Source organism: Saccharothrix syringae (assembly GCF_009498035.1).
In the GTDB taxonomy this organism is placed as follows: domain Bacteria; phylum Actinomycetota; class Actinomycetes; order Mycobacteriales; family Pseudonocardiaceae; genus Actinosynnema; species Actinosynnema syringae.
This window is the reverse complement of the sequence record NZ_CP034550.1, coordinates 2,392,039-2,408,301: the sequence shown is the minus strand read 5'-3', so window position 1 is coordinate 2,408,301 and position 16,263 is coordinate 2,392,039. Positions and strand designations below refer to the sequence as shown.

Here is a 16,263-nt window from a genome sequence, read left to right as displayed (position 1 = left end):
CCATGACCTTCGCGACGCTGACGACCGCGGTGCTCGACGTGGTGGTCCCCGTGTACAACGAAGAGCGCGACCTCGGGCCGTGCGTGCGCAAGCTGCACGCCGATCTCTCCCGCACCTTCCCCTACCCCTTCCGCATCACCATCGCGAACAACGCGAGCACCGACCGGACCGCCGAGGTCGCCGACGGGTTGGCGCGCGAACTGCCCGGCGTGGCGGCGGTGCACCTGGCGCAGAAGGGCCGGGGCCGGGCGCTCAAGGCCGTGTGGTCGGCGTCGGACGCCGCGGTGCTGGCGTACATGGACGTCGACCTGTCCACCGACCTGGCGGCGCTGGCGCCGCTGGTGGCGTCGCTGATCTCCGGGCACTCCGACCTGGCGATCGGCAGCCGGCTCGCGCGCGGCGCGCGGGTGGTGCGCGGCCCCAAGCGGGAGTTCATCTCGCGCTGCTACAACCTGATCCTGCGCGGCACGCTCGCCGCCCGGTTCACCGACGCCCAGTGCGGCTTCAAGGCCATCCGCGCCGACGTGGCGCGCCGGCTGCTGCCGCACGTGGAGGACACCGGCTGGTTCTTCGACACCGAACTGCTGGTGCTGGCCGAACGCGCGGGCGCCCGCATCCACGAGGTGCCGGTCGACTGGGTCGACGACCCCGACAGCCGGGTCGACCTGGTGTCCACCGCCGTGGCCGACCTCAAGGGCGTGGCCCGGGTCATGCGCGGCCTGGCCACCGGGCGCATCCCGGTCGGCGAGCTGAGCGCCCAGCTGGGCAGGCGACCGCTGGAGCCGAGGACACCGGGGGTGCCCGTGGGCCTGTTCCGCCAACTCGTCCGGTTCGGCGCGATCGGCGTGGTCAGCACCCTGGCCTACCTGCTGCTGTTCGTGCTGCTGCGCGGCGGCATCGGCGCGCAGGGCGCGAACCTGGTGGCGCTGCTGGTCACCGCGATCGCGAACACCACGGCCAACCGCCGGTTCACCTTCGGCGTGCGCGGCAGGCGCGACGCCGGCAGGCACCAGTTCGAGGGGCTGCTCGTCTTCGCCCTCGGCCTGGCGCTGACCAGCGGCTCGCTCGCGCTGGTGCACCGGGTCGCCGAGCCCGGCGGGCCGGCCGAGCTGGGCGCCGTCGTCGGCGCCAACCTGCTGGCCACCGTGCTGCGGTTCCTGCTGCTGCGCAACTGGGTCTTCCGCCCGGGCCGGGCGCGACAGGCCGCCGCCCCGGAACCGGCCCACGGCCCCGTCCCCGAGAACACCCACAGCCCCGCCCCGGGCGACAACCCCCTGGAGACCACCCGATGACCGCGACCCTGACCGCACCCGCCCCGGCGCCCGCCGCGCCGGCACCCGGGCGGAACTGGACCACACCCGCGCTGGTCGTGCTGCTCGCGGGCACCGCGGTGCTCTACCTGTGGCACCTCACCGACTCCGGCTGGGGCAACAGCTACTACGCCGCCGCCACCCAGGCCGGCGCGCAGAGCTGGACCGCCTGGCTGTTCGGCGGCTCCGACGCCGGCGGCGTGATCACCGTGGACAAGCCGCCCGCCTCGCTGTGGGTCAGCGGGTTGTTCGCCCGCGTCTTCGGCTTCTCCGGCTGGACCGTGCTGGCACCGCAGGCGATCGAGGGCGTGCTGGCCGTGTGGCTGCTGCACGCCGCGGTGAAGCGGACCTCCGGCCCGGTGGCCGGGTTGATGGCGGGCACGGCGCTCGCGGTCACCCCGGTGGCCGTGCTGATGTTCCGGTTCAACCTGCCCGACGCGCTGCTGGTGCTGCTGATGGTGGCGGGCGCCTACTGCGCGGTGCGGGCCACCGAGCGCGCCTCGGCGTGGTGGCTGGCGCTGGCGGGCGTGGCGGTCGGGTTCGCGTTCCTGACCAAGATGGGCCAGGCGCTGCTGGTGCTGCCCGCGTTCACCGCGGCCTACCTGCTGGCCGCGCCGACGTCGTTGGGCAAGCGGTTCCTGCACCTGCTGGGCGCCGGGCTCGCGCTGGTCGTGTCCGCGGGCTGGTTCGTCCTGCTGGTGGAGGTGTGGCCGAAGGAGTCCCGGCCCTACATCGGCGGCTCGTCCAACGACTCGCTGTGGGAGCTGGCGCTGGGCTACAACGGCCTGGGCCGCATCTTCGGCGGTGCCGGCGGCGGCATGGGCGGCGGCATGGGCAACGGCAACATCGGCTTCGGCGGCAGCACCGGCATCGACCGGCTGTTCGGGGCCAGCATGGGCGGCGAGATCTCGTGGCTGCTGCCCGCCGCGCTGATCGGCCTGCTCGCCGGGCTGTGGTTCACCCGCCGGGCGCCGCGCACCGACCGCACCCGCGCCGCGCTGGTGCTGTGGGGCCTGTGGGTGCTGGTCAACGGCGTCGTGTTCAGCTTCATGAGCGGCATCACCCACCCGTACTACACGGTCGCCGCGGCGCCGGGCGTGGCCGCGATCGTCGCGATCACCGGCCGCGAGCTGTGGCGCGGGCGCGCCCACCTGCCGGTGCGCGTGGCGCTCGCGCTGGTGGTCGCCGCCGCCGGGTTCTGGGGCTTCGCGCTGCTCAACCGCTACCCCGACTGGGTGCCCGCCGTCCGGTGGACCGTCGCCGCGCTGACCGTCCTGGTGGCCACCGCGATCGTGATGGGCGTGCGCCGCGTCGCCGCGCTGGCCGCGGTCACCGCGGTGCTGTCCTCCACCGCGTTCGGCGTCGCCACCGCCGCCACCGCGCACAGCGGGTCCATCCCGATGTCCGGGCCCGGTGCCTACGCCGACCGGATGGGCGGCATGGGCGAAATGGGCGGTGGCACGTCGCAGGAGCTGGTCGACCTGCTCAAGGGCACCACCGGCACGTGGGCCGCGGCCACGGTCAGCGCGCAGAGCGCCGCGCAACTGGCGCTGGACTCCGGCAGGCCGGTCATCGGCATCGGCGGCTGGAGCGGCGGCGACCCCGCGCCCACGCTGGAGGAGTTCCAGCGGTACGTCGCCGAGGGCCGGATCGGCTACTACGTCGTCGGCGGCCGCGGCATGGGCGGCGGTCCCGGTGGTGGCGGCGGTGAGATCGGCGACTGGGTGGCGGCCAACTTCGAGGAGACCACCGTGGGGGGCACGACGGTCTACAAGCTCGGCTAACCGTCGGCCGGCAGGGGCGGTGGCGCGGGAACGGGGGGTGGCGCCACCGCCCCCGCCCGTGGTTCGGGCCGCCCCACCCACGAGCGGTACAGGATCGCCGCCGCGTGCGGGACGAGGTCGCGGCCCCGCCGCCACAGCCACGGCACGCCCTTCACCACCAGCCAACCGGCGTGGTGCAGCGGGGTGGTGCGCAGCCCGCCGGTGCACGTCAGCGACACCCGCCCCGGCACCTCGCAGCCCAGCTCGGCCAGCCGCGCCGCGAACGCCGCCGCCAGCCGCCGGTGCCCCAGCTCCGAGGGGTGCAGCCGGTCGACCGCCCACGTCCCGGGCTCGTAGGCCCCGGCCACCCGGTCCAGGTCGACGCACCCGGCGCCGTGCCGCAGCACCACCGCGTCGACGACCGCGTTCAGCTCCCCGACCCGGGCGCGCAGCGCCCGCCGCAGCGGGCCGGGCAGGCGGAACACCCGGCTGTGGTCGTGGAACCGCGCGGTGACCACCACCGCGCCGGCCCGCGCCAGCGCGCCGACGACCGCGTCGAGGTCCGCGTGCAGCCGCCGGGCGTCGAAGTCCGACCGCAGCGCGTCGTTCATGCCCACCAGCACCACCGCCGCGTCCGGGCGGGCCGCCAGCGCCGGCCCGAGCTGCCCGTGCCGCACCGTGGCCGCCCGCGCCCCGGTCACCGAGGTGTTGAGGTACCGGGCGCCCGGGAAGGCCGCCGCGAGCAGCGGGCCCACGCCCCGCCACCCACCACCGGGCAGGGGGTCACCCACGCCCGCCGTCGTCGAGTCGCCCAGGACCACCAGGCTGTCCACCCTCCGGCGCACCGCATCGGCCACGTCGGAACGATCGCGCAGCCACGTGAAAGGCGGGGTACGGGCAGCGGAACGCTACCGGAATGCCGGGTACACCGGCAGTTCCGCCACGTGCGCCCCGTACCGGGCCACCAGCGCCGAGACCACCTCGTCGGCGTGCGCCGCGACGTGCTTGACGCCCAGCGCCAGCGCGTCGGCCCGCAGCCGCGCCCACCGCGCGGTCAGCACCGTGCCGCGCGGCGGCGAGTCCAGCGGCCGGTGCCCGGACGGCAGCGCCGCGCCCAGCCCCGGCAGCCCGCGCCACGTGCCCAGCCACACCCACAGCAGCTGCGCCTCCAGCAGCCGCGGCAGGAACACCGCGTCGTCGTCCAGGTCCGGCCACACCGACGACACCTCGGCCCGCCACGCCGCGACCATCGCCTCCGACATGCCCGCGGGCAGGCCGTAGGCGCACCAGCACGACGGGAACGGCACCCGCAGGCACGCCGCGTCGAACACGACGTCGCGCACGCACCCGCCCTCGAAGTCCAGGAACCGCACGCCCCGGCTGGTCACCAGGTTGTTGTCCGGGCACGAGGTGGACGGGCTGAACGCCCGCCGGCGGGAGGTGACGAACCCGCGCACGGCCTGCTCGGCGAACTCGCGCACCGGGTCCGGGGTGGGCACCCCCAGCGAGTCGGCCAGCAGCTCCGGCAGGCCGGCCAGGGCCGTGTGCACGTCCACCGCGATCGGGTCGGCGCAGCACTGGCTGCCCTGGCGGCGCATCAGCGCGTCGAAGTCCGCGTCCCGGCCCGCCGTGGCCGCGTGCAGCCTGCCCATGGCGTGCGCCCACGCCAGCAGGCCCCGCTCGGCGGCCCGCGCGTCGGTGCCCAGCAGCTTCTCCGCCAGCCGGGGCGCCTTGCCCAGGTCCTCCAGCACCACCAGCCGCTTGCCGTTGTCCTGCGCCACCAGCTCCGGGGTCAGCCGGTCCTCGCCGGGCAGCGCGGTGAGCAGCTTGTGGCTCACCACCTCGTGCGCGAACGGGTCGCGGTCGGCCACCGGCGAGGGGTAGCGCTTGAGCACGAGCGTGCGCGGCAGCGAGAACGGCGTGTGGGCCACCCGGACGCGCGCGACCACGGACCGGCCCGCTCCCCCCAGGTCCTCGGGGTCGGCCAGCCGGACCGGCGCTCCGAACCTCCCGCTCAACACGGACTCCGCCGCCTTCACCGCGTCGTCCAGCTCGGAGGGGGCAGCGTCGTCGATGTCCTGCGGGCCGGCGGTGATGTCCACGCTCATTGCCTCCGACCCTACCCCCGGTGGCCCCCGACCTGACAGAACCCGTCCGGGCACCGTGACGGTAGTGCTCGCCCGGCACCGGATGCCACCTTTTGGCGAAATCGACGCGAAGTCAGCCGCTCGACAACGGTCGGCCCACGTCACGGCGCCGGCCGCGCCGGTTGCGCAGCGCCAGGACCAGCGCCGCGGCCACGACCACGCCGACCAGGTTGACGGCCAACTGCGCAACCGACCGGAGGCATATGTCCCACTCCCCGAGAACCGCGGCGACGGCGGCGTAGCCCGCGGCGGGCACGGTGGTGACCGAAATGAACACCCCGACGAGCGCCGCGGACTTGGCGGAGGTCATCGAGAGCATCCCGGCCGCGCCCGCGAGCAGCGCCACGATCAAGGAGAACGGGCCGACCTCGAACACGAAGTCCACCTGGTGCCCGGCCAGCGCCAGGTCGCGGTCGAACAGGTCGGCGCGGGAGCCGAGCCACGCGCCGAACGCGGTGATCAGCATCGCCAGCGGGAACCCGACCGCGAGCGCGGTCCCGGCGCGGCGGACCAGGTCCCAGCGCCGCAGCACCAGGCCGACCGCGATGGCGGCCAGCGGCCCGAACTCCGGGCCCACCACCATCGCGCCGACCAGGGTGACCGGGGAGTCGGTGACCACCGCGACCGCGGTGAGCAGGCACGCGATGGTCAGGAACGCCTGGAACGTGGCGTTGAGGCGCGACTCCTCGCCGGTGCGGGCGATCAGCTCCTCCCACACCACGGCGTCCGCGCCGTCGCCCGGCACGGCCTCCTCGGCGCGGTCGGCCGCGTCCGACAGCGCGGTGTCGACCTGCTCCAGGGTCATCCCGCCGGAGCGGTCGACGCCGAGCGCGCACAGGGAGGCCACCACCTCGTCGGCGGCCTCCCTGGCGACGTCGGCCTCCACCACGTCACCCGCGGGGTCGACGGCGGCACCGCGCAGCAGCACCACGTGCGTGACGCCGGGGTGCGCCCCGAGCAGGTCGAGCACCCCGTCGGTGCGGTCGACCGGGCTCACCACCCGCAGGTGCAGCACCGGCTACTTCTCGGTGGGCGCGGGCTTGAAGTCCACGCCCGCCTCCTTGCGCTGCTGCGGGGTGATCGGCGCGGGCGCCGCGGTCAGCGGGTCGTAGCCGCCGCCGCTCTTGGGGAAGGCGATGACCTCGCGGATCGAGTCGAACCCGCCGAGCAGCATGGTGATCCGGTCCCAGCCGAACGCGATGCCGCCGTGCGGCGGGGCGCCGTACTTGAAGGCGTCGAGCAGGAAGCCGAACTTCTCCTGCGCCTCCTCCGGGCCGATGCCCATGATGCCGAAGACCTTCTGCTGCACGTCCGCGCGGTGGATTCGGATCGAGCCGCCGCCGATCTCGTTGCCGTTGCAGACGATGTCGTAGGCGTAGGCCAGGGCGTTGCCCGGGTCCTCCTCCAGCCGGTCGACCCACTCGGGGGTCGGCGAGGTGAACGCGTGGTGCAGCGCGGTCCACTTGCCGCTGCCCACCGCCACGTCGTCGGTCTTGTCCGCGGCCTCGAACATCGGGAAGTCCACGACCCAGACGAAGGACCAGGCACCTTCCTCGATCAAGCCGACCCGGTGGGCGATCTCCACGCGGGCCGCGCCGAGCAGGGCGCGCGCGGTGTCCGGGTCGCCCGCGCCGAAGAACACGCAGTCGCCGGGGTTGGCGCCCACGGCCTTGGCCAGGCCGTCGCGCTCGGCGTCGGAGAGGTTCTTGGCGACCGGGCCGCCGAGCGTGCCGTCCTCGTTGACCAGGACGTAGGCCAGGCCCTTCGAACCGCGCTGCTTGGCCCACTCCTGCCAGGCGTCGAGCGTGCGGCGGGGCTGGGAGGCGCCGCCGGGCATCACGACCGCGCCCACGTACGGGGCCTGGAACACGCGGAACGGCGTGTCCTTGAAGTACTCGGTCAGCTCGGTCAGCTCCAGGCCGAAGCGCAGGTCGGGCTTGTCCGTGCCGTACTTGGCCATGGCCTCGGCGTAGCTGATCCGGCGGATCGGCAGGGCGATCTCGTGCCCGGCCAGCTCCAGCCACAGGGCGCGGAGGATCTTCTCGGACAGCGCGATCACGTCGTCCTGCTCGACGAAGCTCATCTCGATGTCGAGCTGGGTGAACTCCGGCTGCCGGTCGGCGCGGAAGTCCTCGTCCCGGTAGCAGCGGGCGATCTGGTAGTACCGCTCCAGGCCGCCGACCATCAGCAGCTGCTTGAACAGCTGCGGCGACTGCGGCAGCGCGTACCACGAGCCGGGGCGCAGGCGGGCGGGCACCAGGAAGTCGCGGGCGCCCTCGGGGGTGGAGCGGGTCAGCGTGGGGGTCTCGACCTCGACGAACTTCTCGGCGTGCAGCACGTCGCGGGCGATCCGGTTGGCCTCGCTGCGCAGGCGCATGGCCTTGGCCGGGCCGCTGCGGCGCAGGTCCAGGTAGCGGTGCCGCAGCCGGGCCTCCTCGCCGACCTCCAGGTGGTCGTCGAGCTGGAACGGCAGCGGGGCGGCCTCGTTGAGCACCCGGAGCTCGGAGGCGTAGACCTCGACCTCGCCGGTGGGCAGCTCGGGGTTCTCGCTGCCCTCGGGGCGGCGGGAGACGTCGCCGACGACCCGGACCACGAACTCGGAGCGCAGCCGGTGGGCGCGCTCGGCCATCTCGCCCTCGCGGAACACGACCTGGACCACGCCGGAGGCGTCCCGCAGGTCGATGAAGATGACGCCGCCGTGATCGCGCCTGCGGGCCACCCACCCGGTCAGGGTGACGGACTGCCCGGCGTGCTCGGCGCGGAGCGTCCCGGCCTCGTGCGTGCGCATCACGGGTACTGCTCTCCTCGGGGTAGCTCAACTGACGGTCGGTCGTCAAGGCTAGCCAACGCCCCCGTGGCCGGTGCCACCAGGTTTCGCCGAGGAGGACCGCGGCGGCCCCCGGCCGGGTGCCCGCGGTCGGTCCTCCTCGGCGGGGCCCGGTGGAGTCGGGCCACCAGGCGCCGCCGAGGAGGAGCGCGGCGGCCCGCCCCCCACGACCCGCCTACCCCGGGTCGTCCCCCCTGGGACCGCCGCGAGACCAGTGTGTCCGACCGGTGCTGAACGAATATTGCAAGATCCTTTAATGCGCAGGTCAGCGGCGTGAACTAGGGGGGTGCAAAAGGGCGGGGCCGCCCCCCTCGCGACGAGGGAGGCGGCCCCTGGGACGAGCTGTGGAGCGGGTCAGGCGCTGGGCGCCAGGTAGAGCAGGCGGTTCGGCGAGCCCGAGCCGGGGCTGCCCACCACGCCGGTGGTCGCCTGGCCGACCAGGTAGCTCTGCACCTGGGCCGGGGTGGCCGACCGGTTGTTCTGCAGGTAGCGGGCCGCCGCGCCGGCGACGTGCGGGGTCGCCATCGAGGTGCCGCTGATGGTGTTGGTGGCCGAGTCGCCGGTGTTCCAGGACGACAGGATCGACGAGCCGGGCGCGAAGATGTCCACGACCGAGCCGTAGTTGGAGTAGCTGGCGCGCGCGTCGGTGCTGGTGGTCGCGCCGACGGTGATCGCCTCGGTCACCCGGGCCGGGGAGTAGTTGGAGGCGTTGGCGTTGCTGTTGCCCGCCGCGATGGCGTAGGTGACGCCCGCCGCGATCGAGCGGCGCACGGCCGCGTCGATGGTGCTGGACGCGCCGCCGCCCAGCGACATGTTCGCCACGGCCGGCTTGACGTGGTTGTTGGTCACCCAGTCGATGCCCTCGACCACGTCGGCGGTGGTGCCGGAACCCGCGTCGTTCAGCACCCGGACGCCGTAGACGGTCGCGCCCTTGGCCACGCCGTAGGTGGAGCCGGCGATGGTGCCCGCGACGTGCGTGCCGTGGCCGTTGCCGTCCTGGGCGACGCTGTCGTTCTCCACCGCGTCGTAGCCGTTGCGGGCCCGACCGCCGAAGGTGGTGTGGGAGATGCGCACACCGGTGTCGATGACGTAGACGTTCACGCCCGAGCCGGTCGAGGTGTAGTTGTAGGTGGTGCTCAGCGGCAGGTTGCGCTGGTCGATGCGGTCCAGGCCCCACGGCGCGTTGCTCTGCGTCGCCTGGGTGGTGAAGACCTGGTCCTGCTCGACGTACTCGACGGCCGGGTTGGCCGCGAGCCGCTTGGCGGCCTGCTCCGGCAGCGACACGGTGAAGCCGTTGAGCGCCTTGCTGAACACGGTGTCGACCTGGCCGCCGTACTGCTTGGCCAGCTTGTCGGCCGAGGCCGCCGAGCCGTCCTTCAGCTTGACGATGAAGTGGTTCTGCACCTTGTTCGCGGCGTCCGCGGCGCGGATCTCGCCCTCGGCGTGGGCCGGGGCGGCCAACAGGGAGGACGCGGTGACGGCGAGCGCCGTCGCCCCGACCCCGGCCAGGAACCGGACCTGTCGTGACTGTCGCATGCGGTTTCCTTCTTCGATGCGGTGACCCCAACCTCGACCCGAGGAGCTTGCAGGGCTCAGGTGGGTGACGTTGGGCCACCTTGCCCTCGCTGACAGTCACAACGTAAGCAACCAGGTGGTTTACCCGGAAGTGTGAACATTTACCACTTATTCGCCATCGTCAACAATCGACTTGACCTGCTGTTTCCCGAAATTTGAGAGGCGTGGTACAACCCGCGGCGCTACCGTCCGGCCATGCGCTTGGCACCCGTGACCGAGGACAACTACCGGGCCGTGATCGGCCTGGAGGTCCACGAAGACCAGCGGACCTTCGTCGCCACCAACCTCAAGTCCATCGCGGACGCCTGGGTGCACCGCCCGAAGCTCCAGCCGCTGGCGCTCTACCACGGGGAGGACCTGGTCGGGTTCACCCTGCTGGAGCGGGACTCCCCCGACGTGCTGCACATCGCCCGCTTCATGATCGACCGGCGGGCGCAGGGCCGGGGCCTGGGCCGCAAGGGGCTCGCGGCGATCGCCGAGCTGGCCCGCGCCGAGGGGCGGTCGGAGCTGGCGCTGGGGGTGGTGCCGGCCAACGCGGTGGCCCGCGGCCTGTACGCGGCGTTCGGCTTCACCGAGACCGGCGAGGTGGACGGGGGCGAGCTGGTGATGCGCCACCGGCTCGCCCCCTCGGCCCACCTGGCGGGCGACCTGTAGGGCGGGCGGCCTGTAGGGCGGGCCGCCGGCAGGGCGGTCGGCCGGCAGGGCGGTCGGCCCCGCGACGGCGGCGCACACCCGCGCCGGGTCGAGCCGCCACGCCGTCCGCCGCTCCGGCGGCGGCGGACGGCGTGGCGGTGCCGTACCCGTCGTCGTCCTGCGAAGCGGTGGCGCGGGTGCCCCTCCCGGTCACCCGGTCGGCGGCCAGTGCAGGAGCCGACCGCCCCACGGCAGCGGCGTGGCCTGGGCGACGACCGCGGCGTGCGCCTGGGCCGGCGTGGCCGCGGGCGCGGTCTCCAGGTACCGGGCGACCACGCCGCTGACGAAGCCGGTGGCCACGGACGTGCCGCTGAGCGTGTTGGTCGCGGTGTCGCTGGTGTGCCAGGCCGAGGTGATGCCCACGCCCGGCGCGAACAGGTCCACGCCCGTGCCGTAGTTGGAGAACGGGGCCCGCGCGTCGGCCTGGTTGGTGGCGCCGGAGGTGACCGCCTCGACCACCCGGGCGGGCGAGGTGTTGGCGACGCCGGTGTTGCTGCCGCCCGCGGTGACCGAGGCGGTGACGCCGGAGGCGATCAGCCTGCGGACCGCGTCGTCCAGCGCGACCGACGCCGAGCCGCCCAGGCTGAAGTTGGCCACGGCGGGCTTGACCGCGTTGTCGGTCACCCAGGTCACCCCCGCGACGACACCGGAGATCGTGCCGCTGCCGGTGCCGTTGAGCACCCGCACCGCGCAGATCCGCACGCCCTTGGCCACGCCGTAGGTGCTGCCCGCGATGGCACCGGCGACGTGCGTGCCGTGGCCGTTGTCGTCCTGGGCGGTGAAGTCGTTGTCCACCGCGTCGTAGCCGTGCACGGCCCGGCCGCCGAACTGGACGTGGGTGGTGCGGACGCCGGTGTCGACGACGTAGGCGGTGACGCCCCGGCCGGCCGTGGTGTAGCCGTAGGTCGTGTCCAGCGGCAGGTTGCGCTGGTCGATCCGGTCCAGGCCCCACGGCGCGTTGGGCTGGGTGGCGTTGGCGTGCACGTACTGGTCCTGCTCGACGTACTCGACCGCCGGGTCGGCGGCCAGCAGGCGCGCCTGCCGCGGGGTGAGCCGGGCGGTGAACCCGCGGAAGGAGCCGGGGAAGGTGCGGGTGGTCCGGTCGGCGAACCGCCCGGCCACCGCGGCGGCGGCCACGCCGTCGGCCAGCTTGACGATGTAGCTGCCGGGCACGGCGGTCGGCGAGCCCGCGTGCAGGACCGCGGCCTCGGCGGAGGCGTGCGGGGCGCCGGCGGCGGCCAGGGCGATCGCGGCGAGGCCCGGTAAGAGCTTGCGCATGGGGGGTTCCTCCGCAGGGGTGAGGGCGAACCGGCGCGGGTCGCGCGCCGGGGTTCACCGAGTGTGCCCAACCCGGTCGGGCCGCGGGAGCCGCCCGCGGGCGTCGGTTCGGGAACCCCCGCGGGCCGGCGGACGTGATTGAACATCCATTCAACGCTGTGGAGAAATAGCACGGAACTTCTTGCGAAAGAACAAGTCGTTCTCCGCGCCGTTGCGGAGAACGCGTTCGACCGATCGATGGCGGACATCCGCCCCGATACCACCCGCAGACGTTTGACCAGCGCTTATGCCGAACCGGTACAGCTAGCGGCCGGGCGTGCGCGTGCGCATGCACGTGCGGGGCCGGGCGACCCCCGGCGGCCGGCGCGGCGTGATCTTGAGCGCTGGGAGTGTGCTCTACATCACCCCACGTAGCCAAGGTTGTGCGGGACCCCCGGTCGGGCACCCGCGACGGTCGCGGACAGCCACCGGATCATCCGGTCCGGGACCTTCACACCACTACTGTTAATGAGAATTCAAGCATTCCACCGCCGACCGGATTCTGCCCGCCGATTCGGTTAAATCCGCGCCGACAAACCCGATCGGCTGTACCGTGCCGGCGATTTCTCGCGATAACGTCGCTCGCCTTGTCCACGGGAGAACGGAGCGAAGATGCCAACGCCAGTCGTCGGACAGGAATCGCGGCTGCGCGATCCCCGACGGGTCGACGCGGGGGCCGACCCCTTCGCGGACGCATTGCGGGCGGCGATCCGGGCCAAGGGGCTCAGCCTGGAGCGGATCCAGCACAAGCTGCGGGCGCGCGGCGTGGCCGTGAGCATCGCCGCGTTGAGCTACTGGCAGTCGGGCAGGCGGCGACCCGAACGACCGGACTCGCTGACCGCCGTCAGCCACCTGGAGGAGATCCTGGAGGTCGGTGAGGGAGGGCTGAGCACGCTGCTGGGCCCGCCGCGCCCGCGGGGCAAGGCCAGGCCGCGGCCGCCGGCGCAGGGCCCCGAGGGGTGGGTGGGCGACAACTGCCACAGCTCGATCGCCGAGCTGCTGGCCGACGTCGACACCAGCACCGACCAGGACCTGACCAGGCTGAGCCTGCGCGACCAGGTGGAACTCGCCATGGACGGCAGCACGCGCCGGGTGCGCTCGCGGCAGGTGCTGCGCGCCGAGCGGTCCGGCGTGGACCGCGTGCTGCTGGGCTACGACACCCGGCTGCCCGGCGACCCGTTGCCGGTCATCGGCACCCTGCGCTCGTGCAGACTCGGGCGGGTGTCCGCCGACCCGCGCAACGGTCTCATGGTCGCCGAACTGCTGTTCGACCGCCCGCTGCGCCGCGGCGAGCGCACCGCCGTCGAGTACGAGCTGATCCACGTCGCACCGCACCACCCCACGTTCGACAACACCCACTCGCGCCGCTTCCGGCACCCGGTGCGCGAGTACGTCCTGGAGGTCAGGTACGACTCGCGTTGCCGACCCTCGCGTTGTGAACAATTCACGACCGGTTTGACCGGTGGAGAACCAACCGACGTGCGCGAGGCCCCGGTGGACACCTGGGGCTACGCCTACGCGGTGGCGCTCGACTTCGGTCCCGGCGTGGTCGGCCTGCGCTGGGAATGGTGATTCAGTAGGAGCGCGGCAGCCGCAGGGTGTGCTGCGCCACGAAGTTCAGGATCATCTCCCGGCTGACCGGGGCGATCCGGGACAGCCTGGACGCGGCGAGCATGGCACCCAGTCCGTACTCGGACGACAGCCCGTTCCCGCCGTGCACCTGGATGGCCTGGTCCACCGCCCCCGCCACCGCCTCCCCCGCCGCGTACTTGGCCATGTTGGCCGCCTCGCCCGCGGCCCGGTCCTCCCCAGCGTCGTAGAGAGCCGCGGCCTTCTGGGTCATCAACCTCGCCAGTTCGACCTGGATCGCGCACTGCGCCAGCGGGTGTGCGATGCCCTGGTGCGCCCCGATCGGGGTGTCCCACACGGTCCTGGTGCGGGCGTAGTCGCCCGCCAGGTCGAGTGCGCGGCGGGCCATGCCGGTGGCGAACGAAGCCGCCATGATCCGCTCCGGGTTGAGCCCCGCGAACAGCTGGGCCAACCCCGCGTCCTCGGTGCCCACCAGCGCGTCGAGGGGCAGTCGGACGTCGTCGAAGAAGCACGTGAACTGCTTCTCCGGCGACACCACCTCCATCGGGATGTGCCGGTAGGTGAAGCCGGGCGCGTCGGTGGGCACGATCATCAACGACGGGAGCAGCCGGTTGCCGGTGGCGTCCACGTGCCGCGCCACCACCAGCACGGCCTCGACCTCGTCGACGCCGGAGATGTAGTACTTGCCGCCGTTGAGCACCCACTCGTCGCCGTCGCGGTGGACGGCGGTGGTGAGCCGGTGCGAGTTGGACCCCGCGTCCGGCTCGGTGATGGCGAAGCCCATCTTCGTGGTGCCCGCGGCGAAGCCCGGCAGCCAGCGCCGCTTCTGCTCCGCGGTGCCGAAGCGGGCGATGACCGTGGCGCAGATGGCGGGCGAGACGACGGTCAGCAGCAGCGGGCACCCGGCCGCGGCCAGCTCCTCGCAGACCGCGGCCAGGTCGCCGATGCCGCCGCCACCGCCGCCGTACTCCTCGGGCACGGCCACGCCGAGGTAGCCGAGCGCGCCGGCCTCGGCCCACAGCTCGTCGGTCTTCTCCCCGGCCCGCGCCTTGGCGGTGAAGTAGTCGTGGCCGTACTTGCGGGCCAGGTCGGCGACCGCCGCGCGCAGGGCCCGCCGCTCCTCGCTCTCGGTGAAGTTGATCGTCATGACGCCTCCACGACGGCGAGCACGTCGCCCGCATCGACCTGTTGCCCCGCCTCGACGAGCACCCGCCCGACCACGCCGCCGTGCGCGGCGAGCACGCGGTGCTCCATCTTCATCGCCTCCAGCACCAGCAGCTCCGCGCCCGCCTCGACGCGCTGCCCCGCCTCGACCGACACCCGGACCACGGTGCCGGGCATGGGCGCCGCGGTGGCGCCCTCCACCAGCCCGGTCCGGGGTTCGGGGAAGCGCGGGCGCAGCACCAGCGACACGCTGCCCGTGCTCGTCGGCCCCACCTCCACCGTGATCCCGGTGGCCGGCTCGCCGTGGACGGCGACCGGGAACGCCTCGCGCACCCCGTCCCGCTCCAGGACCACCGCGTCCGGCGACGCGGCCACCACCGTCGCGCCCAGGTCGTTGACCACGCCCGCGCGGGTGTGCCGGTACTCCACCACGACCTCCCGGCCGGCGTGCTCGAACACCGCGCGCTGCGGCTGCGACGGCAGGTTGCGCCAGCCCGGGGGCAGGTGCGTGCGGCGGCGCTCGGCCAGCGCGAGGGCGGCGGCCAGCGCCGCGGGCCCCGGGTCGAACGCCGGCGGCGTGGTCAGGTCGTGCTCGTCGAGGAACCCGGTGTGGGTGCGGCCCGCCTCGAACGCGGGGTGCCGCAGCGTGCGCACCAGCAGGTCGCGGTTGGTGACCAGGCCGTGCAGCTCCGCCCGCTCCAGCGCGGCGGCGAGCTTGCGCACCGCGGCGCGCCGGGTCGGCGCCCACGCGATCACCTTGGCCAGCATCGGGTCGTAGTGCACGCCGACCTCGCTGCCGTCCTCCACCCCGCTGTCCACGCGCACGTCGCCGGGCACGGCGAACCGGTGCAGCGTGCCGCTCGCGGGCCGCCAGTCGTGCGCCGGGTCCTCCGCGTACAGGCGGACCTCGACCGCGTGCCCGTTCGGCGCGGGCGGTTCGGCGGGCAGGCGCTCGCCCTCGGCGATGGCCAGCTGCCAGGCCACCAGGTCCAGGCCGAACACCGCCTCGGTGACCGGGTGCTCCACCTGGAGGCGGGTGTTGACCTCCAGGAAGTGGAACGCGCCGTCATCGGCGCACAGGAACTCCACGGTGCCCGCGCCGACGTACCCGATGGCCTCGGCGGCCCTGGTGGCGGCGGCGAACAGCCGTTCCCGCAGCTCCGGCGTCACCGCCGGGCCGGGCGCCTCCTCGACGATCTTCTGGTGCCGCCGCTGGACCGAGCACTCGCGCTCGCCCAGCGCCCACACCGTGCCGTGCGCGTCGGCCAGCACCTGCACCTCGACGTGCCGGGCGCGTTCGAGCAGCGGCTCGCAGAACACCGTGCCGTCGCCGAAGGCCGACTCCGCCTCCCGCCGCGCCGACTCGACCGCGCCGGCCAGCTCCGCCCGCGAGCGCACCACCCGCATGCCGCGCCCGCCGCCACCGGCGGACGCCTTGACCAGCAGCGGGAACTCCACCACCGAGTCCGGGTCGAGCTCCGGCAGCACGGGCACGCCCGCCGCGGCCATCCGCTTCTTCGCCGCGACCTTCGAGCCCATCGCCTCGATCACCCCGGGGGCGGGCCCGACCCAGGTCAGCCCGGCGGCCACCACCGCGCGGGCGAACGCCGCGTCCTCGGACAGGAACCCGTAGCCGGGGTGCACGGCGTCCGCGCCGGCGGCCAGCGCGGCGGCCACCAGCAGGTCGGCCCGCAGGTAGGTGTCGGCGGGCGCGGCACCGGGCAGGCGCACCGCCGCGTCGGCCTCGCGCACGTGCGGCGCGCCCGCGTCCGGGTCGGAGCACACGGCCACCGGCGACACGCCCAGCTCCCGGCACGTCCGGATGACCCGGCGGGCGATCTCGCCCCGGTTCGCGACCAGCAGCTTGCGGATCATCG

At 74.0% G+C, this 16,263-nt stretch carries 12 protein-coding genes; 4 read left to right on the top strand and 8 right to left on the bottom strand.

The window, feature by feature from the left end:
• Nucleotides 1-2: 2 nt before the first annotated feature.
• Both EKG83_RS11355 and EKG83_RS11350 read left to right on the top strand, forming a co-directional pair.
• Nucleotides 3-1,292, top strand: a complete 1,290-nt coding sequence (locus tag EKG83_RS11355) for a bifunctional glycosyltransferase family 2/GtrA family protein (RefSeq protein ID WP_228122574.1) — start codon at nt 3-5, stop codon at nt 1,290-1,292.
• Nucleotides 1,289-3,094: an ArnT family glycosyltransferase gene (locus tag EKG83_RS11350; protein WP_033434451.1), complete on the top strand. Its 1,806-nt coding sequence runs from the start codon at nt 1,289-1,291 to the stop codon at nt 3,092-3,094. Before EKG83_RS11355 ends, EKG83_RS11350 begins: the two co-directional genes overlap by 4 nt.
• On the opposite strand, the gene EKG83_RS11345 is transcribed toward EKG83_RS11350, so the two are convergent.
• The 5 genes from EKG83_RS11345 to EKG83_RS11325 all read right to left on the bottom strand — a co-directional run bounded on the left by EKG83_RS11345 (nt 3,091) and on the right by EKG83_RS11325 (nt 9,583).
• A complete protein-coding gene (locus tag EKG83_RS11345; RefSeq protein WP_228122573.1) occupies nt 3,091-3,930 on the bottom strand; it encodes an SGNH/GDSL hydrolase family protein in 840 nt (279 codons plus the stop codon). The two genes, EKG83_RS11350 and EKG83_RS11345, sit on opposite strands and share 4 nt — an antisense overlap.
• Nucleotides 3,931-3,981: 51 nt before the next feature.
• Entirely contained in the window at nt 3,982-5,181 is a 1,200-nt protein-coding gene (locus EKG83_RS11340) for a hypothetical protein (protein WP_033434452.1), read from the bottom strand.
• Between the two features lie 112 nt (nt 5,182-5,293).
• Nucleotides 5,294-6,235 (bottom strand): DUF389 domain-containing protein, encoded by a 942-nt coding sequence (locus EKG83_RS11335; protein ID WP_033434453.1) that lies wholly within the window; start codon nt 6,233-6,235, stop codon nt 5,294-5,296.
• 3 nt (nt 6,236-6,238) lie between these two features.
• Nucleotides 6,239-8,011 (bottom strand): aspartate--tRNA ligase, encoded by a 1,773-nt coding sequence (gene aspS, locus EKG83_RS11330; protein WP_033434454.1) that lies wholly within the window; start codon nt 8,009-8,011, stop codon nt 6,239-6,241.
• A gap of 390 nt (nt 8,012-8,401) precedes the next feature.
• Nucleotides 8,402-9,583, bottom strand: coding sequence for a S8 family peptidase (locus EKG83_RS11325; RefSeq protein ID WP_033434455.1), 1,182 nt, complete (start codon nt 9,581-9,583; stop codon nt 8,402-8,404).
• 234 nt (nt 9,584-9,817) lie between these two features.
• On the opposite strand from EKG83_RS11325, the gene EKG83_RS11320 reads away from it, so the two are divergent.
• Entirely contained in the window at nt 9,818-10,276 is a 459-nt protein-coding gene (locus EKG83_RS11320; RefSeq protein ID WP_033434456.1) for a GNAT family N-acetyltransferase, read from the top strand.
• 189 nt (nt 10,277-10,465) lie between these two features.
• Here the strand turns inward: EKG83_RS11320 and EKG83_RS11315 are convergent, their stop codons facing one another.
• Entirely contained in the window at nt 10,466-11,593 is a 1,128-nt protein-coding gene (locus EKG83_RS11315; protein WP_033434457.1) for a S8 family peptidase, read from the bottom strand.
• A 651-nt stretch (nt 11,594-12,244) separates the two neighbouring features.
• Between EKG83_RS11315 and EKG83_RS11310 the strand changes: the two genes are divergently transcribed.
• Nucleotides 12,245-13,204 (top strand): hypothetical protein, encoded by a 960-nt coding sequence (locus EKG83_RS11310; protein ID WP_033434458.1) that lies wholly within the window; start codon nt 12,245-12,247, stop codon nt 13,202-13,204.
• A 1-nt stretch (nt 13,205) separates the two neighbouring features.
• Here the strand turns inward: EKG83_RS11310 and EKG83_RS11305 are convergent, their stop codons facing one another.
• Nucleotides 13,206-14,363: an acyl-CoA dehydrogenase family protein gene (locus EKG83_RS11305; RefSeq protein ID WP_033434516.1), complete on the bottom strand. Its 1,158-nt coding sequence runs from the start codon at nt 14,361-14,363 to the stop codon at nt 13,206-13,208.
• Between the two features lie 2 nt (nt 14,364-14,365).
• Nucleotides 14,366-16,261 (bottom strand): ATP-binding protein, encoded by a 1,896-nt coding sequence (locus EKG83_RS11300; protein WP_033434517.1) that lies wholly within the window; start codon nt 16,259-16,261, stop codon nt 14,366-14,368.
• Between the last annotated feature and the right edge of the window lie 2 nt (nt 16,262-16,263).

What these genes read in the sequence shown, in the direction of transcription:
- EKG83_RS11355 (WP_228122574.1), top strand. Translation starts at nt 3, where the DNA reads ATGACCTTCGCGACGCTGACGACCGCGGTGCTCGACGTGGTGGTCCCC.
- EKG83_RS11350 (WP_033434451.1), top strand. Translation starts at nt 1,289, where the DNA reads ATGACCGCGACCCTGACCGCACCCGCCCCGGCGCCCGCCGCGCCGGCA.
- EKG83_RS11340 (WP_033434452.1), bottom strand. Translation starts at nt 5,181, where the DNA reads ATGAGCGTGGACATCACCGCCGGCCCGCAGGACATCGACGACGCTGCC.
- EKG83_RS11325 (WP_033434455.1), bottom strand. Translation starts at nt 9,583, where the DNA reads ATGCGACAGTCACGACAGGTCCGGTTCCTGGCCGGGGTCGGGGCGACG.
- EKG83_RS11320 (WP_033434456.1), top strand. Translation starts at nt 9,818, where the DNA reads ATGCGCTTGGCACCCGTGACCGAGGACAACTACCGGGCCGTGATCGGC.
- EKG83_RS11315 (WP_033434457.1), bottom strand. Translation starts at nt 11,593, where the DNA reads ATGCGCAAGCTCTTACCGGGCCTCGCCGCGATCGCCCTGGCCGCCGCC.
- EKG83_RS11310 (WP_033434458.1), top strand. Translation starts at nt 12,245, where the DNA reads ATGCCAACGCCAGTCGTCGGACAGGAATCGCGGCTGCGCGATCCCCGA.
- EKG83_RS11300 (WP_033434517.1), bottom strand. Translation starts at nt 16,261, where the DNA reads ATGATCCGCAAGCTGCTGGTCGCGAACCGGGGCGAGATCGCCCGCCGG.